The sequence below is a fragment of the Achromobacter sp. Marseille-Q4962 genome, assembly GCF_943737005.1.
In the GTDB taxonomy this organism is placed as follows: domain Bacteria; phylum Pseudomonadota; class Gammaproteobacteria; order Burkholderiales; family Burkholderiaceae_B; genus Achromobacter.
In genome coordinates this window covers 20109-39272 of record NZ_CALSFU010000017.1, presented here as the reverse complement: position 1 = coordinate 39272, position 19164 = coordinate 20109, and the positions used below count along the sequence as shown (strand labels likewise).

The 19164-nt window shown below is 70.5% G+C and carries 20 protein-coding genes; 16 read left to right on the top strand and 4 right to left on the bottom strand.

Features of this window, described 5'->3' with window-relative positions; all coding sequences use genetic code 11:
* Nucleotides 1-37: 37 nt before the first annotated feature.
* Nucleotides 38-898: an HpcH/HpaI aldolase/citrate lyase family protein gene (locus NGJ44_RS16040; RefSeq protein ID WP_251864559.1), complete on the top strand. Its 861-nt coding sequence runs from the start codon at nt 38-40 to the stop codon at nt 896-898.
* Complete coding sequence (locus tag NGJ44_RS16035; RefSeq protein WP_251864558.1) at nt 895-2094, top strand: CaiB/BaiF CoA transferase family protein; 1200 nt, start codon at nt 895-897, stop codon at nt 2092-2094. Before NGJ44_RS16040 ends, NGJ44_RS16035 begins: the two co-directional genes overlap by 4 nt.
* Before the next feature lie 25 nt (nt 2095-2119).
* On the opposite strand, the gene bioD is transcribed toward NGJ44_RS16035, so the two are convergent.
* Genes bioD through NGJ44_RS16020 form a run of 3 tightly spaced genes read right to left on the bottom strand, consistent with a single transcriptional unit; the run spans nt 2120 to nt 5418 of the window.
* Nucleotides 2120-3550, bottom strand: coding sequence for a dethiobiotin synthase (gene bioD / locus NGJ44_RS16030; protein WP_251864557.1), 1431 nt, complete (start codon nt 3548-3550; stop codon nt 2120-2122).
* Nucleotides 3547-4221 carry an alpha/beta fold hydrolase gene (locus NGJ44_RS16025; protein ID WP_251864556.1) on the bottom strand — a complete coding sequence of 225 codons (675 nt, stop codon included), beginning with the start codon at nt 4219-4221 and terminating at the stop codon, nt 3547-3549. Before NGJ44_RS16025 ends, bioD begins: the two co-directional genes overlap by 4 nt.
* Before the next feature lie 6 nt (nt 4222-4227).
* The gene (locus tag NGJ44_RS16020) at nt 4228-5418 is read right to left on the bottom strand and encodes an aminotransferase class I/II-fold pyridoxal phosphate-dependent enzyme (RefSeq protein ID WP_251864555.1); all 1191 of its coding nucleotides are present in this window, start codon (nt 5416-5418) and stop codon (nt 4228-4230) included.
* Nucleotides 5419-5524: 106 nt separating this feature from the next.
* On the opposite strand from NGJ44_RS16020, the gene NGJ44_RS16015 reads away from it, so the two are divergent.
* The 10 genes from NGJ44_RS16015 to NGJ44_RS15970 all read left to right on the top strand — a co-directional run bounded on the left by NGJ44_RS16015 (nt 5525) and on the right by NGJ44_RS15970 (nt 13642).
* Nucleotides 5525-6793, top strand: a complete 1269-nt coding sequence (locus NGJ44_RS16015) for an adenosylmethionine--8-amino-7-oxononanoate transaminase (protein WP_251864554.1) — start codon at nt 5525-5527, stop codon at nt 6791-6793.
* Between the two features lie 87 nt (nt 6794-6880).
* A complete protein-coding gene (locus NGJ44_RS16010) occupies nt 6881-7861 on the top strand; it encodes a P-type ATPase actuator domain-containing protein (protein ID WP_251864553.1) in 981 nt (326 codons plus the stop codon).
* Nucleotides 7858-8019, top strand: coding sequence for a cbb3-type cytochrome oxidase assembly protein CcoS (ccoS, locus tag NGJ44_RS16005; protein ID WP_251864552.1), 162 nt, complete (start codon nt 7858-7860; stop codon nt 8017-8019). The genes NGJ44_RS16010 and ccoS overlap by 4 nt, the downstream gene beginning before the upstream one ends.
* A 138-nt stretch (nt 8020-8157) precedes the next feature.
* Nucleotides 8158-9657 carry a cytochrome-c oxidase, cbb3-type subunit I gene (gene ccoN / locus NGJ44_RS16000; RefSeq protein WP_251864551.1) on the top strand — a complete coding sequence of 500 codons (1500 nt, stop codon included), beginning with the start codon at nt 8158-8160 and terminating at the stop codon, nt 9655-9657.
* A 10-nt stretch (nt 9658-9667) separates the two neighbouring features.
* A complete protein-coding gene (gene ccoO, locus NGJ44_RS15995) occupies nt 9668-10363 on the top strand; it encodes a cytochrome-c oxidase, cbb3-type subunit II (RefSeq protein ID WP_053246681.1) in 696 nt (231 codons plus the stop codon).
* A gap of 1 nt (nt 10364) precedes the next feature.
* Nucleotides 10365-10541: a cbb3-type cytochrome oxidase subunit 3 gene (locus NGJ44_RS15990; RefSeq protein WP_053246680.1), complete on the top strand. Its 177-nt coding sequence runs from the start codon at nt 10365-10367 to the stop codon at nt 10539-10541.
* On the top strand, nt 10538-11479 hold the full coding sequence (gene ccoP, locus NGJ44_RS15985) for a cytochrome-c oxidase, cbb3-type subunit III (protein WP_251864550.1): 942 nt from the start codon (nt 10538-10540) through the stop codon (nt 11477-11479). The genes NGJ44_RS15990 and ccoP overlap by 4 nt, the downstream gene beginning before the upstream one ends.
* Before the next feature lie 64 nt (nt 11480-11543).
* Nucleotides 11544-13037 carry a cytochrome c oxidase accessory protein CcoG gene (gene ccoG, locus NGJ44_RS15980; protein ID WP_251864549.1) on the top strand — a complete coding sequence of 498 codons (1494 nt, stop codon included), beginning with the start codon at nt 11544-11546 and terminating at the stop codon, nt 13035-13037.
* 103 nt (nt 13038-13140) lie between these two features.
* Nucleotides 13141-13389: a nitrogen fixation protein FixH gene (locus tag NGJ44_RS15975; RefSeq protein ID WP_251864548.1), complete on the top strand. Its 249-nt coding sequence runs from the start codon at nt 13141-13143 to the stop codon at nt 13387-13389.
* Between the two features lie 16 nt (nt 13390-13405).
* Nucleotides 13406-13642, top strand: a complete 237-nt coding sequence (locus tag NGJ44_RS15970) for a hypothetical protein (protein ID WP_251864547.1) — start codon at nt 13406-13408, stop codon at nt 13640-13642.
* An 84-nt stretch (nt 13643-13726) separates the two neighbouring features.
* On the opposite strand, the gene NGJ44_RS15965 is transcribed toward NGJ44_RS15970, so the two are convergent.
* On the bottom strand, nt 13727-14758 hold the full coding sequence (locus NGJ44_RS15965; protein WP_251864546.1) for a LysR family transcriptional regulator: 1032 nt from the start codon (nt 14756-14758) through the stop codon (nt 13727-13729).
* Nucleotides 14759-14925: 167 nt separating this feature from the next.
* Between NGJ44_RS15965 and NGJ44_RS15960 the strand changes: the two genes are divergently transcribed.
* Genes NGJ44_RS15960 through NGJ44_RS15945 form a run of 4 tightly spaced genes read left to right on the top strand, consistent with a single transcriptional unit; the run spans nt 14926 to nt 19094 of the window.
* On the top strand, nt 14926-15900 hold the full coding sequence (locus NGJ44_RS15960; RefSeq protein WP_251864545.1) for a Bug family tripartite tricarboxylate transporter substrate binding protein: 975 nt from the start codon (nt 14926-14928) through the stop codon (nt 15898-15900).
* A gap of 2 nt (nt 15901-15902) precedes the next feature.
* Complete coding sequence (locus tag NGJ44_RS15955) at nt 15903-16934, top strand: 4-hydroxythreonine-4-phosphate dehydrogenase PdxA (protein WP_251864544.1); 1032 nt, start codon at nt 15903-15905, stop codon at nt 16932-16934.
* Nucleotides 16935-16987: 53 nt separating this feature from the next.
* A complete protein-coding gene (locus tag NGJ44_RS15950; RefSeq protein ID WP_251864543.1) occupies nt 16988-18160 on the top strand; it encodes an L-rhamnonate dehydratase in 1173 nt (390 codons plus the stop codon).
* Nucleotides 18161-18164: 4 nt separating this feature from the next.
* The gene (locus NGJ44_RS15945; RefSeq protein ID WP_251864542.1) at nt 18165-19094 is read left to right on the top strand and encodes a dihydrodipicolinate synthase family protein; all 930 of its coding nucleotides are present in this window, start codon (nt 18165-18167) and stop codon (nt 19092-19094) included.
* Nucleotides 19095-19164: the final 70 nt, after the last annotated feature.

The following is a 19164-nucleotide window of genomic DNA, read 5'->3' as shown; positions in this document are numbered from 1 at the left end:
CGTGCGGCGCGCGGCCGCCGAGATGCGAGTGCAAGCAATGAGAAGCAAACTGTTCGTTCCCGGATCCCGCCCGGAACTTTTCGCCAAGGCGCTGGCCGGCCCCGCCGACGCGCTGTCGTTCGACCTGGAAGACGCGGTGGCCGCGGGCCGCAAGGCCGAGGCGCGCGCCAACGTCGCCGGGCTGCTGGCCGACCCCGCCGCGCGCGCCAGCGGCAAGACGCTCATCGTCCGCGTCAACGCGCTGGATTCGAGCGAGTTCCACGCGGACCTGGCCGCCGTGGTCCGGCCCGGGCTGCACATGGTCAACCTGCCCAAGGCGCAGCGGGTGGAAGACGTGGCCGCCGCCGCGGCGGCGATCGCGCAGGCGGCCTACGCCAACGGCGTGCGCGAGCCCGTCGGCCTGCTGCTCAACATCGAGGCGCCGGCCGCGCTGCGGCGCGCCGCCAGCCTGGCGGCCGCGCATCCCAGCGTGGCGGGGCTGCAGCTCGGGCTTGGCGATCTCTTCGAGCCCGCCGGCATCGCGCGGCGCGAGCCCGCCGCCGTGCAGCAGGTCATGTTCAGCCTGGCGCTGGCCGCGGCCGAGGCCGGCGTTTTCGCCTACGACTCTGCCTTTGCCGACATCGCCGACGCCGCCGGATTCCAGGCCGAGGCCGAGCTCGCCCGGCGGCTCGGGTTTTTGGGCAAGAGCTGCATCCACCCGAGCCAGGTTCCGCTGGCCAACGGAGCGTTCCGCCCCAGCGAGGCGGAAGTCGCGCATGCCGCCCGCGTCGTGGAAGCCGCGCGGGACGCCGACGCGCGCGGCGTGGCCGCCTTCGTGGTGGACGGACGCATGATAGACGGACCGTTCCTGCGGCGCGCCGAGGCCGTGCTGCGCGCGGCCGGCGGGGGGCCGCGATGAGCGCGCCCCACGCTTCGCCGGGCGGGCCGCTCTCCGGCGTGCGGGTGCTGGACCTGAGCGCCTACATTGCCGGCCCCTACGGCTGCGCGCTGCTGGCCGACCAGGGCGCCGACGTGGTGAAGATCGAGCCGCCGGCCGGCGACAACCTGCGCAAATACCCGTCCACGCTGGCCTCCGAAAGCCGCGCCTTCCTGGGCGTGAACCGCGGCAAGCGCGGGGTGGCGCTGGACCTCAAGCGCCAGGAGGGCCTGGAGGTCCTGCTGGCGCTGGCGCGCACCGCCGACGTACTGGTGCACAACTTCCGCCCCAGCGTTCCGGCGCGCCTGGGCATCGACTACGAGCGCCTCTCGGCCCTCAACCCCCGCCTCGTCTATTGCGCGGTGAGCGGCTATGGCGAAACCGGCCCGCTGAAGGACAAGGCGGGCTACGACCAGGTGCTGCAGACGATGACGGGCATGTGCGCGCTGCAAGGCAAGGCGGACGGGCCGCCGGAGATCGTGTACGGCTCGGTCGTGGACTACTACGCTTCGGCCATGGTGGCCGCGGGCGTGGCATCCGCCCTCTACGAGCGCGAGCGCAGCGGGCGAGGCCAGTTCGTGGGGGTGTCGCTGCTGCGCAGCGCGCTGGCCCTGCAGTCGGCCCGCCTGGTGTGGGCGGAAGGCGAGCCGCGCGACATCGGCCGCGACATGCGCTCGGGCGGCATCACCGGCCTGCATCCCACGGGCGACGGCTACCTGTACCTGTCGGCCAATACGCCGCATTTCTGGCAGGCGCTGTGCGCCAGGACCGGCCTGGACGACCTGGCCCGCGACGAGCGCTACGACACCGTGCGCAAGCGCGCCCAGCGCCGCGACGAAATCGTGCCCCGCCTGCGCCAGGCGCTGCGCCGCCGCGGCGCGCTCGAATGGGAAGCCGTGTTCGGCGACGAAGTGCCTTGCGCCGCCGTGCGCGGAGTGGAAGACATGTTCGACTTTCCGCAGGTCGAGGCCGAGGGCATGATGGCGACCTATGCGCATCCGGTGGTGGGCAGCTACCGGGGATTCGCCCAGGCGATCAAGCACGAGCGGGGCCGCGCCGGCGCGCCGCGCGCCGCGCCGGCCTTCGGCGAGCACAGCGACGAGGTGCTTGCCGAAGCCGGCCTTTCGCCGCGGCGCGTGGCCGAGCTGCGCGCGCTCGGCGTGCTGGGCGAGAGCTGAAAACGGGGGCAGCCGGCCCGGGTTTTCAGCGCCGCGCGTCTGCTTCCAGCGCCGCCAGGCAAGCCTGCAGGGGCGGCACGGTTTCGGCCAGCCGGGCCACGGCCCGCGCGTCGACGGCGGCCAGGGGCGGAATCTCGGCCAGCACCCGCACGTTGCCGAAGCGTTCGATGGCATGGCGGTTGCCCGGCGACAGCGGTCCGCTCATGACCACGCCCAGCACCGGTATCGCGCGCCGGCGCAGCGCCTCCAGGCTCAGCAGCGTGTGGTTGATGGTGCCCAGGCCGCTGCGGGCGGCCAGCACCACGGGCAGCCCCAGCCGGTCGATCAGGTCGATCATCATGTGCCGCTCGTCGATCGGCACGTACAGCCCGCCCGCGCCTTCGACCACCAGCGGCGCGCGGGTCGCGGGCGGCGCGATCGAGGCCGCGTCCACCGCGGCGTTCTCCAGCGACGCCGCCGCCCACGGCGACAGCGGCGCCTGCAGCTCGTAGGCCGGCAGGTGCACCCGCTCCGGCGGCAGTTCGGCCAGCGCGGCCACCGTCTCGGTGTCGCCGGTTTCTTCCGCCAGGCCCGTCTGCACGGGCTTCCAGTAGTCGGCGCCCCAGGCGCGGGCCAGGATGGCCGACACCAGCGTCTTGCCGATGCCGGTGTCGGTGCCGGTCACGAATACGCCTGCGGGGCGCTTGTCTTGTCTATTCCACATGCCGTAGGCCAGGTGATAGGTCGCCCTGGCTCCCTGTTCGTCGAATTTCGCCAGCACCCTGCGCAGCGCGGCCGCGTCGAGCGCGGGCCGGCCGGGCGCGGGCAGCGTGGCCCCTATGCCCTTCAGGGACCGCAGGAACCGCAGCCCGTCCGGATAGTCTTGTATCAGGCGTTCTTCGCGCACGCCACCGGCCATATTGCGCATGGCCGGACGGATGGCCGCGGCGGGCGGATAGCGCGGCGTCGCCGCCCGCAGGCCCAGGGCGCGGTGCGCCGCGCGCCACTGCTCGAAAGTGTCGGCGGCCAGCGTGGCCACGGCCAGGTAGCCGCCCGGGGCCAGCAGCCCGGCAAGCCGGCCGAGCCCGGCGTTCAGGTCGCCGAACCACTGCACGGCCAGGCTGGAGCAGACCAGGTGGTAGCCGCCTTCGAGGCCCGCGGGATGCTCGCCGTCCAGCACCAGGCAGCGCGCCCCGGCGGGCAGCGCGCCGGCGCGCCGGGCGGCCTCCAGCATGCCGGGAGAGATGTCGGTGACGGTCCAGTCCGCCGGCCCCAGCCGCCGAGCCAGGGCGCGCGTGAGCAGGCCGGTGCCGCAGCCGATTTCCAGGATGCGCGGGCGCGGCGGCAGCGGCAGGCGGGCGATGTCGCGGGCCAGCCGCTCGGCGGCCGTGCGCTGCACGGACGCGTGCGCTTCATAGCCGCTGGCCGCCGCGCCGAAACGCCGCGCCACCGCTTCTTTGCGCGAGGCGGGGTTCATGGCCGCGCCAGGCGCGCCAGGAAAGCGCGGATGTGCTGCGCGCACCAGGGCGCGTGCGTCGCCGGCAGCAGATGGCCGCCCTCGGGCAGCCATTGCAGTTCGGCGGCCGGGCGCGCGGCGAAGGCGGCCTGCGTGAGGGCGGGGGGCGCGATGGGATCGGCGCCGCCCGCCAGCGCCAGCAGCGGCACGGGCAGGGCGTCCAGGGCATGGCGCAGGTCCAGATCGCGCAGCGCCTGCAGGCCGCCGGCCAGCGCCTCGGCGCGCGGCGCGCCGCCGGGGCCGTCCGCGCCGCAACGCTGCCGGAACTCCCGCACCGCGGCTTCGGGCTCGGCGGCCAGGCGCGCCAGCATGCGGTCCAGCAGGCGGCGCGGTACGCCTTGCGGAAACCCGGGCCCCCCGCCGAAGCGGGCGAAGCCGTTGATCGACACCAGGCCGGCACAGCGCGGCGGCAGGGTTTCCAGCAGCCGCAGCACGCCCAGCGAGTGGCCGATGGCCACCACGGGACCGTCCGGCCGGGGATGGACAGGGGCGCCGTAATAGCCGGCGTCGGCCACCGCATGGGGCCAGTCGCCGAGCCGCAGGCGCAGGCCGTCCCAGAAGCGGGCGTCGAAAGCCCAGCCGTGCACGAAGAGCAGGGTGGGGCGAGCCGGGGAAATCATCGGATCCGCCATGTCCGCTCAGGCCAGCTCGGCGGCGAAGGCGTCGATCAGGCGCGATACGTCGTCGTCGCCGTGGGCCGCGCTCAACGCGATGCGCAGGCGGCTGGTGCCGGCCGGCACGGTGGGCGGGCGGATCGCCACGGTGAGCAGGCCGCGCCGCTGCAGGCCGGCGGCCAGCGCCAGGGCGCGGTCTTCCGCGCCGACGATGGCCGGCACGATCTGCGTCGAGGACGAACCCGTGTCCACGCCCATGCCGCGCAGTGCGGCGCGCAGCCGGTCGCCCGAGGCGGCGAGGCGGGCGCGTTCGGCGTCCAGCGAGGGCAGCAGCTCCAGCGCGGCGTCCATCGCGCCCAGCACCGCCGGCGGCAGGGCGGTGGTGTAGATGAAGCCGGAGCAGGCATTCACCAGGTACTCGCAAAGCGTGCGCGAGCCGGCCACGTAGGCGCCGAAGCCGCCCAGGGCCTTGCTGAAAGTGCCCATGGCCAGGTCGATCCGCCCGGGCGCCAGCCCGGCCAGGCCCGCGCCGCCGGGGCCCAGCACGCCCGTGGCGTGCGCTTCGTCCAGGTAGACGAAGGCATCGTAGCGTTCGGCCAGCCCGGCCAGGCGCGCCACGTCGCTGCGGTCGCCGTCCATGCTGAACACGCTTTCGGTGACGATGAAGCGCCGCGCCGGCCTGTCGCCGCCCTGCGCCGCGCGCGACGCCAGCAGGCTTTCGAGATGGTCCAGATCATTGTGGCGGTAGCGGATCTGCCGCACGCCCGCCGCCTGGCATCCATGGTGCAGGCTGGCGTGGTTGAGCCGGTCGGCATAGACCTGCACGTCGCCGTGCGCGGCCGCGGCGCGCAGCAGGGCGGGCAGTACGGCCGCATTGGCCTGCCAGCCCGAGGCCAGCAGCAGCGCGGCCTCGGCGCCCTTGATCCGCGCCAGCCGCGCTTCGACCTGCTCGTGCAGGTCCAGGTTGCCGCAGACCAGGCGCGAAGCGCGCGCGCCCGCGCCGTGGCGGGCGGCCCATTCCCGGGCCCGCTCGACCAGCAGCGGGTGGCGGGCCAGCCCCAGGTAATCGTTGCTGGAGAAGTCCAGCAGCTCGGTGCCGCCTTCCATGCGCAGGCGTCCCGCGCGGGACGCCGAGGCGGTGCGCAGGCGGCGGCGCACGCGGCGCGTTTCGGCGCGTTCCAGTTCGGAAGAAAGAATCGAATCCAGCTTGGACATCGGGATACCTTGCGGCGGCCTGGGGCGGACCGGGCCGCCGCAGGCCGTAGAATGCGGGCCATTGTAGTAGAGGCGCGGCCCGGCGCCGGTTTGAAAGAGGTGAAACATGCACATGCCCGCCTGGATGGAGAGCGGCCTGCAGCACGTGTGGCTGCCCTACGCGCAGATGAAGACGGCGGCGCCGCCCCTGCCCGTGGTGCGCACCCATGGCTGCCGCCTGGAACTGGCCGACGGCCGCGTCCTGATCGACGGCGTGGCGTCCTGGTGGACGGCCTGCCACGGCTACAACCATCCGCACATCGCGCAGGCGGTCCGGGCCCAGCTCGACGCCATGCCGCACGTCATGTTCGGCGGGCTGGCGCACGAGCCGGCGCTGGCGCTGGCGCGCCGCCTGGCCGCGCTGCTGGGGCCGGGGCTGGACCGCGTCTTCTATACCGATTCCGGCTCGGTGGCGGTCGAAGTGGCCATGAAGATGGCCTTGCAGTACTGGCTCAACCAGGGCGAGCGCGGCCGCAGCCGCTTCCTGGCGTTCCGCGGGGGCTATCACGGCGACACCTTCGGCACGATGGCGGTGTGCGACCCGGAAGAGGGCATGCACAGCCTGTTCCGGGGCATGCTGGCCGGGCACGACATCGTGGACCTGCCGCGCGACGACGCCGGCGAGCAGGCCCTGGACGCCCTGCTGGCGGAGCGCGCGTCCCGGCTGGCGGGCATTCTGGTGGAGCCGCTGGTGCAGGGCGCGGGCGGCATGCTGGTGCACGAGCCCCAGGTGCTGCGCCGCTTGCGGCGCCTGGCCGACCGCCACGGCCTGCTGCTCATCTTCGACGAGATCTTCACCGGCTTCGGCCGCACGGGCACGATGTTCGCCTTCGAGCAGGCGGGCGTGCGGCCCGACATCGTCACGCTGTCCAAGGCCCTCACCGGCGGCACGCTGCCGCTGGCCGCCACCGTGGCCAGCAGCCGGGTGTTCGAGGCGTTCTGGTCCGACGACCCCGCCCACGCGCTGATGCACGGCCCCACGTTCATGGGCAATGCGCTGGCCTGCGCCGCGGCCCACGCCTCGCTGGACCTGTTCGAGGCCGAGCCGCGGCTGGAGCAGGCGCGGGCGGTTTCGGCCGCGCTGGCTGAAGGACTGGAGCCTTGCCGCGAGCTGGAATGGGTGCGCGACGTTCGCGTGCTGGGCGCCATCGGGGTGGTGGAGCTGAACGGCATCGCCGACCGCGACGGCCTGCGGCGGCGCCTGGTCGAGGCAGGCGTCTGGGTGCGTCCGTTCGGCAACGTGGTCTACCTGACCCCGGCGCTGAACATCGCGCCGGAAGACCTGGCGACGCTCACGCGCGCCGTCGCGCGGGTGCTGCGCGGCGGGAGGCCCTAGCCGGGCTCCTGCCCAAGGGACGCCCCCGGGGGCATGCGCTTGATCCAGATCAAGCGGGGGCGCCGGGCCGCCGGGTAGCATCGGCCCATGCGAGCAAGATCGATTTTCGCCGTTCCGGCGGGCCTTTCCGGCGCCGACCGCCAGCAGCGGCGGCACGCGCTGGTGCGCCTGTCGCTGGCGTGGCTCGCCATGATGCAGGTGATGATGTTCGCCTGGCCGGGCTATGTGCGGCACGAGGGCATTCCGGCCGACGCGCTCGCGACGCTGGACTGGGCCATCGTGCTGATGAACTGGGCGAGCCTGGCGCTGACCGTGCCGGTGGTGCTGTATTCGGCCTGGCCGATCTGGCGGCACGCGGGCGCCAGCCTGCGCCGGGGCCGCGCCGGCATGGACGTGCCGGTGGCGCTGGGCATCGTGGCGGCGTTCGTTCCCAGCGCACACGCCACCGTGGCGCGGCACGGCGAAGTGTATTTCGACTCGGTGACGATGTTCGTGGCCTTCCTGCTCACGGCGCGCTATCTGGAACTGTGCGCCCGCCAGTCGCTCGGCGGCGCGTCCGGCGCCGGTCGGCACGCGCGCATCGAGGCCCAGCGCCATGCGCTGGGCGCGCGCGCCGACCGCGTGGCCGCGCGCTTCGTCATGGCCCAGGTGGCGCTGGCGCTCGCGGGCGCCGCGGTCTGGGCCTGGCTGGATCCGGCCCGCAGCGTCGCGGTCATGGTGGCCCTGCTCGTCATGAGCTGTCCGTGCGCCATGTCGATGGCCGTGCCTGCCGCCATGGCCGCCGCGCATTCGGCGCTGGCGGCGCGGCCCGGCATGTCCGACGCGGCGCTGGACGCGCTGCTGGCGGCCTCGGCGCGCCGCGCCAACCAGAATCTGTACGGCTCGCTCGCCTGGCATCTGCTCATGACGCCGCTCGCGCTGGCGGGCTGGGTCGCGCCCTGGCTGGCGGCCATTACCATGCTGGTGTCTTCGCTGGGCGTGGCCTGGCACTCCTGGCGCCTGTGCCGCCTCGACTGGACCGGGGCGGGGCCCGATGCGCCGGCCGGTGCGCTGGAAGCGGCTCCATGACCATTCTCTACCTGCTGCTGCCGCTTTCGCTGCTCTTCGTGCTGGCGATCGGGGTGGCGCTCTGGTGGGCGGTGTTCAACGGCCAGTACGACGACACCGATGCGGCGGGTTCGGCCATCCTGCGCGACGACGACAGCGGAGCCGCCGGCCGCCGCTGAGCGCGGCGCGCGTGTGGCGTTGCGCGCGCACCGCGTTCCCCGATGCGCGTCCGCGCCCTTGATCCATATCAACGCGGCCGCCTGGGCAAACCCTCATCATCCGAACCTGGAGCTATCTGTTTCTTTAGGGGAAGGGTGATGAACGATTGCGCCGCAATCGCAAGCAAGGCCGACACCTTCAACTACAAGGTCGTGAGGCAATTCGCGCTCATGACGGTGGTGTGGGGCATTGTCGGCATGGCCGTGGGCGTGCTGCTTGCCGCTCAGCTCATCTGGCCGCAGTTGAACTTCGATACCGCGTGGCTGAGCTACGGACGCCTGCGCCCGCTGCACACCAACGCGGTGATCTTCGCCTTCGGCGGCAGCGCGCTGTTCGCCACCTCGTACTACGTGGTGCAGCGCACCTGTCAGGCCCGTCTTTTCTGTGACCGGCTGGCCGCCTTCACCTTCTGGGGCTGGCAGGCGGTGATCGTGGCCGCCGCCATCACGCTGCCGCTGGGCATCACCAGCAGCAAGGAGTACGCCGAACTCGAATGGCCCATCGACATCCTGATCACGCTGGTCTGGGTGGCCTACGCCATCGTGTTCTTCGGCACCATCGTCAAGCGCCGCAGCAAGCACATCTACGTGGCCAACTGGTTCTTCGGCTCGTACATCCTCACCATCGCCATTCTCCACATCTTCAACAACATCGAGATGCCGGTGACGCTGTGGAAGTCGTACTCCGCCTATGCGGGCGTGCAGGACGCCATGGTGCAATGGTGGTACGGCCACAACGCGGTGGGCTTCTTCCTGACCACCAGCTTCCTGGGCATGATGTACTACTTCGTGCCTAAGCAGGCCGGCCGCCCCATCTATTCGTACCGGCTGTCCATCGTCCACTTCTGGGCGCTGGCTTTCACCTACATGTGGGCCGGCCCGCACCACTTGCTCTACACCTCGCTGCCCGACTGGACGCAGTCGCTGGGCATGACGTTCTCGCTGATCCTGCTGGCGCCCTCGTGGGGCGGCATGATCAACGGCATCATGACGCTGCAGGGCGCCTGGCACAAGCTGCGCACCGACCCCATCCTGAAGTTCATGGTGACGGCGCTGTCGTTCTACGGCATGTCCACGTTCGAGGGCTCCATGATGTCCATCCGCACCGTGAACGCGCTGTCGCACTACACGGACTGGACCATCGGCCACGTGCATTCGGGCGCGCTGGGCTGGGTGGCCATGATTTCCTTCGGCTCGCTCTACTACCTCATTCCGCGCCTGTACGGCCGCGAGAAAATGTACAGCGTCAAGGCCGTGGAACTGCATTTCTGGATCGCCACCATCGGCGTGGTGCTCTACATCGCCTCCATGTGGATCGCCGGCGTGCAGCAGGGGCTGATGTGGCGCGACACGGCCGCCGATGGCACCCTGGTCTACAGCTTCGTCGAAGAGCTGAAGACGCGCGTGCCTTTCTACCTGATACGGCTGCTGGGCGGCACGCTCTTCCTGTCCGGCGTGTTCGTCATGGCCTGGAATGTGCTCAAGACCGTGGGAGGCGCCAAGGGCGTGGACCCGGCCATTCCGCAGGACGACCCGCAGGCCGGGCGCCGGCCGGCCCCGGCCGCCGCCGCGCCCGCCATCGAGCCCGCCACCGTTTGACGAGGACACCATGGCCAACAAGCAACACGGCTTCTTTTCCCACCAGACGCTCGAAAAGAACATCGGCTGGATGATCATCGCCAGCATTCTGGTGGTGTCTTTCGCGGGGCTGGTGCAGATCGTTCCGCTGTTCTTCCAGCACAGCACCACCCAGGCCATCGCGGGCGTGGAGCCCTACAGCCCGCTGCGGCTGATGGGCCGCGACATCTACATCCGCGAAGGCTGCGTGGGCTGTCATTCGCAGCAGGTCCGCATGCTGGCGGCCGAAGTGCACCGCTACGGACCGTACTCGGTGGCGGCGGAATCGGTATTCGACCATCCCTTCCTGTGGGGCTCCAAGCGCACCGGCCCCGATCTGGCGCGCCTGGGCGAGCGCTATTCCGACGAATGGCACCGCCTGCACCTGCGCGATCCGCGCATGGTGGTGCCCGAATCGAACATGCCGGCCTACCCGTGGCTGCAGAAGACGACGCTCACCGGCCAGAACGTCCAGGAGCGCATGCGCGCTCTGCGCAGGCTGGGCGTGCCGTACACCGATGAGGAAATCGCGGCCGCTCCCCGGGCCATCGAAGGCAAGACCGAAGAGGACGCCCTGGTGGCCTATCTGCAGGGGCTGGGCGTGGGCGTGCGCAAGGCGCGCCAGGCGGCGGCCGCGGACAAGGCCGCCCAGCCGGCCACGGCCGCGCAACCGGCGGCGGGAGGCTGACATGGCCTACCTGAGCGCGATCGTCACCGTCATTTCCATGGCGACTTTCTTCGGCATTGTCTGGTGGGCCTGCTCGCGCGGCCGCCAGGGCGCGAACCGCGAATCGGCGATGCTGCCCTTCGCCTTGCCCGACGAATTCGGGCCCGCACAACAACAGGATGGAGCGAATCGGTCATGAACGATTTCGTCAACGGCTTCTGGGGATATTTCATCGCCATCATCGCGGTGGGCGGCATCCTCTGGTGCCTCTGGCTGCTGTACACGCAGCGCCGCTGGCTGGGCACCCAGACCGTGTCCAGCGAAGTCGGCGACACCGGCCACGTCTGGGACGGCGACCTGACGGAGCTGAACCACCCCGTGCCGCGCTGGTGGACCTGGATGTACCTGCTGCTCTGTGTGTTCGCTCTGGGCTACCTGGCGCTCATGCCCGGCCTGGGCAGCTTCGGCGGCATGCTGGGCTTCACCACGGCGCGCGAGGTCGCCGGCAACCAGGCCCGGCTGGCCGAAGAGATCAAGCCCATTTACGCGCGCTATGCCGCCATGCCCATGCCCGAGGTCGCCGCCGACCCCGGCGCGCGCGAGATCGGCCAGCGCCTGTTCCTGAACAACTGTGCGCAGTGCCACGGCTCCGACGCGCAGGGTGGGCCGGGCTTTCCCAACCTGGCCGACAAGGACTGGCTGGGCGCCGGCACGCCCGAGTACATCCAGGCCACGATCACCCAGGGCCGCACCGGCATCATGCCGCCCTGGAAGGGCGCCATCGATCCGAAGGCGGCCGGCGACATCGCGCAGTACGTGCGCTCGCTGTCCGGGCTGGCGGCGGACCCGGTGCGCGTGTTCCGCGGCAAGCGCGACTTCGACACGTACTGCGTGGCCTGCCACGGCGTGGACGGCAAGGGCAACCGCGACCTGGGCGCGCCCAACCTGACCGACGCCACCTGGCTCTACGGCAGCTCGGAAGCCGCCATCGTGCGCACCATTCTGGAGGGCCGCGCCAACACCATGCCCGCGCATGAAACCATTCTGACCCCCGAGCAGATCCGCCTGCTGGCGGCCTGGGTCTGGGGTCTGTCCAACGCGGCGGGCGGTCAGGCGGGCGCGCAGGGGCAGCCGTAGCGGCGCACTACGCGGAAGGCCGATCGCCTTCCGCATTCATCGGGACAAAGCTCGGAGCAACACAATGAAAGACGGCGCAAGCGCGCAGATGGGCGGCCAGGAAGGGAGCGGTTCTCCTTCCTGGCGGCCGCACGTCCGCGCCGCGCGGCCCGGCGGCCAGAGCGTGGAAGAAGCGCTGGTCGACGTGCGCCGCAAGATCTACCCGCGGTCCGTCAGCGGCGTCTTCGCCCGCTGGCGCATCGCGTTCGTGTTCCTCACGCAGGTCATTTTCTACGGGCTGCCCTGGCTGCAATGGAACGGCCGCCAGGCCGTGCTGTTCGACCTGGGCGCGCGCAAGTTCTATCTGTTCGGGCTGGTGCTCTGGCCGCAGGACGTGGTCTACCTTGCGGTGCTGCTCGTGATATCGGCGCTGGCGCTCTTCCTGTTCACCGCGGTGGCGGGGCGGCTGTTCTGCGGCTATGCCTGTCCGCAGACCGTCTATACCGAAATCTTCATGTGGATCGAGCGCAAGGTCGAGGGTGACCGCGTGGCGCGCATCCGCCTGGACGAATCGCCCTGGACCTGGCGCAAGGCCCGGCTGAAGATCACCAAGCACGCGCTCTGGATTGCCGTGGCCTGGTGGACGGGCTCGACCTTCATCGGCTATTTCGCGCCCATCCGTGAGCTGGGCCACCAGCTTTTCACGCTGCAGCTCGGTCCCTGGCAGTGGTTCTGGATGCTGTTCTACGGCTTCGCCACCTGGGGCAACGCGGGCTTCATGCGCGAGTCGGTCTGCAAGTACATGTGCCCCTATGCGCGCTTCCAGAGCGTCATGGTGGACCCCGACACCTTCGTGGTCACCTACGACAAGCGGCGCGGCGAGCCGCGCGGAGGCCGTTCGCGCAAAGTGGATCACAAGTCGGCCGGCATGGGCGACTGCGTGGACTGCAGCCTCTGCGTGCAGGTCTGCCCGACCGGCATCGATATCCGCGACGGCCTGCAATACATGTGCATCGGCTGCGGCGCGTGCATCGACGCCTGTGCGCAGGTCATGGACAAGATGCACTATGAACCCGGCCTGATCCGCTACACCTCCGAGCGCGCGGTCGAAGAGGGGCTGTCGGCGCGCGGCGCGCGCGCGCGGCTGCTGCGCCCGCGCGTGCTGGTCTACGGCGCGCTGATCCTGGCGCTGGCCGCGGCCTTCGTGGCCTCGCTGGCCCTGCGCAATCCGTTGCGCGTGGACATCATCCGCGACCGCGGCGTGCTGGGCCGCGAAGTGCCCGGCGGCCTCATCGAGAATGTGTATCGCCTGCAGATCATCAATACGTCCGACCAGCCGCTGCGTCTGCGCCTGACGGCCGAGGGCCTGCCCGGCCTGTCGGTGCACGCCGGACGCGAAGGGACGGACGAAGTGCAGGCCGAGGCATCGGCCAACAAGCTCGTGCCCATGGTGATCCGGGCGCCCGCGGGCGCCGCGCCCGGCGCGCACCCCATCACCCTGCGCGCGGCGGCGGCCGACGCCGGCGACGGCCGCGGCATCGAAACCCGCGAATCGGCGAGCTTCTATGTGCCGCAATAGACGCAGCCACGGAAACCGCCCCGGTACGGACCGCCCGGCATGGGCCGCCCCGGCATGGGCCGCCCCGGCATGGGCCGCCCCGCCATCTCATCGAGGACAGATCATGAACCCGACTTCCCAACCTCCCGCCCAGCCCTGGTATCGCGAGCCCTGGCCCTGGCTGCTGATGGCCGGGCCGTTCATCGTGCTGATCGGCTGCTTCATCACCATCTACCTGGCGTTCACGCGCTTCGCGCACGAACCCATCCAGGATCCGTCGGCGGTGCGGCGCGGCCTGCTCATCGAGCAGGTGCAGGCGGAACCCGCCGGCCGGCCGGCCGACGGCCGCGCCAGCGGCGGCCGGCGTCCCTGACACGGGAGGTGGCGGCATGGGCGCGCGTTCCTTGATGTGGATACTCTGGCCGTCGTTCCTGGCGGCCGCGGCGGGCAGCGCGCTGATCTTCGCGCTGATCGATCCGCTGGACGTCACGGTCTTCGGTCATCAGCCCGCCGGACGCATGGGCTTTTACACGGTGTCGTTCTTCGTGCTGTGGGTGATGGCGGGCCTGTCCAGCGCGCTGACGGCATACCTGATGCCGCGTCCGCAACCGGACGACGATATCTAGGGCGTGTCAACGCTGCGCGGTCCCGCCACGGCTGGGCTCCGCACCTTGATGGACACGCATTCGGGCGCTCGTGCGAGGCCCTGGTCAACGCCGGCGCGTCCTGGCCTGCGGCCGCGCCGGCAGCCCCTTCGCGCCCGGGGCCGGCTCGCGCGGGGCCGGGCTCGCGCTGTCGTGCAACAACTCCACGAAATGCCGGGCCGGCGCGCTTAGCGGCCGGTCGCGCGGCACGATGCTGCCGAACGCCGTGAGCGAACTGCCGATGTCGTAGGGCAGGATGGCCAGCAGCCCATGCCGGGCGTAGCGGCTCGCCACCGATTCCGGAATCACGCCCAGCATGTCCGACTTCATGGCGAGGTTGGTCGTGGTCAGAATGGAAGCCGATTCGATCAGGCCGCGCGGCGTTTCGCAGTTGTGGGCGCGGAATTCCTGCTCGATCACGTCGCGCATCGGGCTGCCGTGGGGCTGCAGCACCCAGGGGTAGGCCTGCATTGCCTCGAAGCTGACCCGCTTGCGGCGGGCGAGCGGATGGCCCACCGCGGCAATGACGGACAGGGCTTCTTCGCCGATGGGGCGGAACACATAATCCCGGGCCGACAGCGTGACCATGCGGCCGATCACCACGTCCAGCCGGCCTTCGTTCAGCCTTTCGATGAGCAGATCGCTGGTGCCGGTGGAAATCTCCACCGCCAGCAGCGGATAGGTTCGCTTCAGCCGCAGCAGGGCATCGGTAAGGGGGCCGGGCGAGGCCGCCATGATGCTGCCGATGAAAAGCTTGCCCGCGCTGCCCAGCCGCAGTTCTTCCAGTTCGCGCGCCAGCGAGGACACCGTGCCCCGCATGCCGCGGAAATACTCCATTACGCATTCGCCCGCGGCCGTCAGCGACAGGCCGCGCCCCACGCGCTCGAAGAGCGGCTGGCCGATGGCGGCCTCCAGTTCGTGCAGCATCTTGCTGGCCGCCGACTGCGTCATGTTGAGCTGCGACGCCGCGGCGCGCAGCGTTCCCCGCTCTTCGATGGCCAGCAGCAGCACGATCTGCCGCATGCGCAGCCGGGCGAGCAGGGAAGGCGCCTGGGTGGATGGCGGGCGTGCAGCGGAACCTTCGGGCGTGGGGGACATGCTGCCTCCGTGAATTGATCGCCTGGGGTGAACGATTGGTTAAAAAGTTTCATTTTACGGAAACAGCGGCTCTTTCTAAGATGCGCCTACAACAAACGAATGCGCTTGCGCCCCGGCCGACGGCATCGGGCTCCGCGGCGCCCAACGGACAAACCAGGAGACAGACCATGAAAAACCGGCTCTGGGCCGCGCTTGCGGCAGGAACCCTTTGCATCGCCGCCCAGGGGGCGGCATGGGCGCAACAGGCCGCCTGGCCGACCAAGCCGCTGCGCCTGCTGGTGGGATCGGCGCCCGGCGGCGGCACCGACGCCATGGCGCGCGCCGTGGCCGACAAGCTGGGGCCCCTGCTGGGCCAGACCGTGGTGGTCGAGAACAAGCCCGGCGCGTCCAACACGCTGGCCGCCGACCTGGCGGCCAAGTCCTCGGACGGGCACACCATGGTCATGGGCGTGTCCACGGCCCACGCCATCGCGCCGCACCTGCTCAAGCTTGGCTACGACAACGACCGCGACCTGGCGCCCGTGGCGTTCGTGGGCGCCGTGCCGAACATCCTGGTGGTGAATAACGACCTGCCGGTGAAAACCGTGCAGGACCTCATCGCCCTGCTCAAGCGCAAGCCCGGCGAGCTCAATTTCGCCAGCAGCGGGGCGGGCAGCACCCAGCACATTGCCGCGGAACTCTTCAAGGATGCCGCTGGCGTAAGCATGGCCCACGTTCCGTATCGCGGCAGCGGCCCGGCCATGGTGGACCTGATGGGCGGCCAGGTTCAGATCGCGTTCGAGACGGCCTCCTCGGTCATCCCGCACGTCAAGAGCGGCAAGCTGCGCGCGCTGGCGGTGCTGAGCGCGCGGCGCAATCCGCAGTTGCCCGACGTGCCGACCATGGCGGAGGCGGGCGTGCCGGGCATCGAGATGAGCGCCTGGTACGGCGTCTACATGCCCGCGGCCACGCCGCCGGCCGTGCAGCAGCGCCTGCACGATAGCGTGAACCAGGTGCTGGCCATGCCCGAGACGCGCAAGCGCCTGGAGGCGATCGGCGCCGAGGTCACGCCGATGAGCCAGGCGCAGTTCGCGCAGTTCCACCAGGCCGAGAACGCGCGCTACGCCGCCATCATCAAGAAAAACCATATCTCCGTGGAATGAACATGAACGCATCGCAGAAACCCGTCGTTGCCGTGACCCTGGGCGATCCCGCCGGCATCGGCCCCGAACTCGTGGCGCGGCTGCTCGCGCGCCCGCAGGTCTGCGCGCAGGCCAATATCGTGCTGGCGGGCGACGCATGGCTGTGGGAGGCGGGGCAGCGGGTGGCGGGCCTGCGGGTTCCCACCCGGGCCGTGGGCAGCTTCGCCGAGGCGCGCGCCCGGCAGGACACCGGCGTGCCGGCCTGGCTGGAGATGCAGACCGTGCGCGCCGAAGACGTGACGGTCGGCCAGGCCGGGGCCGCGGGCGGGCGCTCGGTGCTGCGCGTGCTCGACGCCTGCATGGACGCCGCGCTGGCCGGCGAGGTGGACGCCATCTGCTTCGCGCCGCTCAACAAGCACGCCATGAAGCTGGGCGGCATGCGCCACGGCGATGAGCTGCACCATTTCGCGCAATACCTGGGCGTGACCGGCTACTTCTGCGAATTCAACACGCTGGGCGAGCTGTGGACCTCGCGCGTGTCGTCTCACATTCCGCTCAAGGACGCGGCCGCCGCCCTCAGCGTCGAAGGCATCAAGGAGGCGGCGCGGCTGATCTTCCGCTCGCTGCAGGCCAACGGCGTGGCGCAGCCGCGCGTGGCCGTGGCCGCCTTCAACCCGCACGGCGGCGACGGCGGCACCTGCGGGCGCGAGGAGGTGGACATCATCGAGCCCGCCGTGCGCGCGCTCAACGCCGAGGGCCTGCCCGTGCAGGGGCCTTATCCGGCGGACACCATTTTCCTGAAGGCGCAGGCCGGCGAGTTCCAGGCCATCGTGACCATGTACCACGACCAGGGCCAGATCGCGCTCAAGCTGCTGGGCTTTTCGCGCGGCGTCACCGTGCAGGGCGGCCTGCCCATCCCCATCACCACGCCCGCGCACGGCACCGCCTACGACATCGCGGGCCGGGGCCGGGCCAACGCCGACGCCATGGCCCAGGCCCTGGGCATCGCCTGCCGCATGGGCCTGTCGCACCGCGCGGCCCGGGCCGCCGCCTGAGGCCGTCGCGCCGGTTTCGATTCCTCTTTCACCGCTACGCAGGAAACCTCTCCATGAAGATCAAGTCCGTCCGCGCCCGTGTCTACGAATGGACCGGCAAGACCGTGCCGCCGCAAGGCAATTTCTGCTCCAACGCCATGGACCTGCTGTATTCGCCGCAGGAAACCATGAGCACCTTCCGTTTCCACGGCTGGACGGTGGTGGAAATGGAAACCGACGACGGCATCGTGGGCCTGGGCAACGTCGCCCTGGCGCCGCGCGTGGCCAAGGCCGTCATCGACCAGTACCTGGCGCCCCTGGTCATCGGCCACGATCCCTGGGACTACGAGTACCTCTGGCAGCGCATGTACCGCGCCACGCACGCCTGGGGCCGCAAGGGCGTGACCATGGCCGCCATCTCGGCGGTGGACCTCGCCATCTGGGACATCCTGGGCAAGTCCGTGGGCAAGCCGGTGTTCAAGCTGCTGGGCGGGCGCACCAAGGAGAAGATTCCCTGCTATTACTCCAAGCTCTACCGCACCGACCTGAAAGCCATGCAGCAAGAGGCGCAGACCTATCTGGACCAGGGGTTCACCGCCTTCAAGATGCGCTTCGGCTACGGGCCCGCGCACCTGCAGAGGGGCGTTGTGGAAAACCTGAAATCGGTGGAGGCGGTGCGCGAGGTCATCGGCTACGACACCGACCTCATGCTGGAGTGCTACATGGGCTGGAACGTGGACTATGCCCGGCGCATGCTGCCCAAGCTGGAGAAGTTCGAGCCGCGCTGGCTGGAAGAGCCGGTGATCGCCGACGACATCGACGGCTATGCCGAACTCAACCGGCTGGGGTCGATTCCGATCTCGGGCGGCGAGCACGAGTTCTCGCTGCTGGGCTTCAAGCAGTTGCTCGACCGCAAGGCGGTGTCGGTGGTGCAGTACGACACCAACCGCGTGGGCGGCATCACCGCGGCGCACAAGATCAATGCGCTGTGCGAGGCCCACAGCGTGCCGGTGGTGCCGCACGCGGGCCAGATGCACAACTACCACCTCACCATGAGCACGCTGGCCTCGCCCATGAGCGAGTACTTCCCCATGTTCGACGTGGAAGTGGGCAACGAGCTGTTCTACTACATTTTCGACGGCGAGCCCGTGGCCCGCGAAGGCTTCATCGACCTGGAAGACGACAGGCCGGGCCTGGGTCTGACCCTCAAGACCGAATACCTCGACCAATTCAACATCATCGAGTAGCGCCATGAACCTCACGCAAGCGCCGCGGTACCGCGGCATTTTCCCGGTGGTTCCCACGCCCTTCACCGAGTCCGGCGAGCTGGACCTGGCGAGCCAGAAGCGTGCGGTGGACTTCATGATCGACTGCGGGGTGGACGGGCTGTGCATCCTGGCCAATTTTTCCGAGCAGTTCGTGCTGGCCGACGACGAGCGCGAGACGCTCACGCGGCTGATCCTGGAGCACGTGGCGGGGCGGGTTCCCGTCATCGTCACCACCACGCACTTCAGCACGCGCGTCTGCGCCGCGCGCAGCCGCCGCGCGCAGGACATGGGCGCGGCAATGGTGATGATCATGCCGCCGTATCATGGCGCCACCCTGCGCGTGCCGGAGCCGCAGATCGTGGAATTCTTCCAGCGCGTGTCCGACGCGCTGGATATTCCCATCATGATCCAGGACGCGCCCGTCAGCGGCACGCCACTGCCGGCGGCCCTGCTGGCGCGCATGGCGCGCGAGATTGCCCAGGTGTCGTACTTCAAGATCGAAACGGCGGGCGCGGCGTCCAAGCTGCGCGACCTGATCGCGCTGGGCGGCGGCGCGGTCGAGGGTCCGTGGGACGGAGAAGAAGGCATCACGCTGCTGCCCGACCTGGACGCGGGCGCCACCGGCTCCATGACCGGCGGCGGCTTCGCCGACGGCATACGCCCCATTATCGAGGCCCACCGGGCGGGCGAGCGCGACGAGGCCTGCCGCCGCTACGAGCGCTGGCTGCCGCTCATCAACTACGAAAACCGGCAGGGCGGCATCCTGACGGCCAAGGCGCTCATGAAAGCCGGCGGCGTCATCGCCTGCGAGGCCGGCCGCCATCCGTTTCCGCCCATGCGCCCCGAGGTGCGGGACGGGCTGCTCGACGCCGCGCGCCGGCTGGATCCGCTGGTGCTGCGCTGGGGACGCTGAAACGGCCCGCCGCCGGCCATTGGGCCGGCAGGCCGAACACGCTGTTCCTCCTGTACGGATAAACAGCGGC

Bases quoted from the DNA above. Each gene is read 5' to 3' on its own strand.
- NGJ44_RS16020 (WP_251864555.1), bottom strand. From the start codon at position 5,418: ATGTCCAAGCTGGATTCGATTCTTTCTTCCGAACTGGAACGCGCCGAA.
- ccoG (WP_251864549.1), top strand. From the start codon at position 11,544: ATGAAAGACGGCGCAAGCGCGCAGATGGGCGGCCAGGAAGGGAGCGGT.
- NGJ44_RS16035 (WP_251864558.1), top strand. From the start codon at position 895: ATGAGCGCGCCCCACGCTTCGCCGGGCGGGCCGCTCTCCGGCGTGCGG.
- NGJ44_RS16015 (WP_251864554.1), top strand. From the start codon at position 5,525: ATGCACATGCCCGCCTGGATGGAGAGCGGCCTGCAGCACGTGTGGCTG.
- ccoO (WP_053246681.1), top strand. From the start codon at position 9,668: ATGGCCAACAAGCAACACGGCTTCTTTTCCCACCAGACGCTCGAAAAG.
- NGJ44_RS16025 (WP_251864556.1), bottom strand. From the start codon at position 4,221: ATGGCGGATCCGATGATTTCCCCGGCTCGCCCCACCCTGCTCTTCGTG.
- NGJ44_RS15945 (WP_251864542.1), top strand. From the start codon at position 18,165: ATGAACCTCACGCAAGCGCCGCGGTACCGCGGCATTTTCCCGGTGGTT.
- ccoS (WP_251864552.1), top strand. From the start codon at position 7,858: ATGACCATTCTCTACCTGCTGCTGCCGCTTTCGCTGCTCTTCGTGCTG.
- NGJ44_RS15955 (WP_251864544.1), top strand. From the start codon at position 15,903: ATGAACGCATCGCAGAAACCCGTCGTTGCCGTGACCCTGGGCGATCCC.
- NGJ44_RS15970 (WP_251864547.1), top strand. From the start codon at position 13,406: ATGGGCGCGCGTTCCTTGATGTGGATACTCTGGCCGTCGTTCCTGGCG.
- ccoP (WP_251864550.1), top strand. From the start codon at position 10,538: ATGAACGATTTCGTCAACGGCTTCTGGGGATATTTCATCGCCATCATC.
- NGJ44_RS15950 (WP_251864543.1), top strand. From the start codon at position 16,988: ATGAAGATCAAGTCCGTCCGCGCCCGTGTCTACGAATGGACCGGCAAG.
- NGJ44_RS16010 (WP_251864553.1), top strand. From the start codon at position 6,881: ATGCGAGCAAGATCGATTTTCGCCGTTCCGGCGGGCCTTTCCGGCGCC.
- NGJ44_RS16040 (WP_251864559.1), top strand. From the start codon at position 38: ATGAGAAGCAAACTGTTCGTTCCCGGATCCCGCCCGGAACTTTTCGCC.
- NGJ44_RS15975 (WP_251864548.1), top strand. From the start codon at position 13,141: ATGAACCCGACTTCCCAACCTCCCGCCCAGCCCTGGTATCGCGAGCCC.
- NGJ44_RS15990 (WP_053246680.1), top strand. From the start codon at position 10,365: ATGGCCTACCTGAGCGCGATCGTCACCGTCATTTCCATGGCGACTTTC.
- NGJ44_RS15960 (WP_251864545.1), top strand. From the start codon at position 14,926: ATGAAAAACCGGCTCTGGGCCGCGCTTGCGGCAGGAACCCTTTGCATC.
- NGJ44_RS15965 (WP_251864546.1), bottom strand. From the start codon at position 14,758: ATGTCCCCCACGCCCGAAGGTTCCGCTGCACGCCCGCCATCCACCCAG.
- ccoN (WP_251864551.1), top strand. From the start codon at position 8,158: ATGAACGATTGCGCCGCAATCGCAAGCAAGGCCGACACCTTCAACTAC.
- bioD (WP_251864557.1), bottom strand. From the start codon at position 3,550: ATGAACCCCGCCTCGCGCAAAGAAGCGGTGGCGCGGCGTTTCGGCGCG.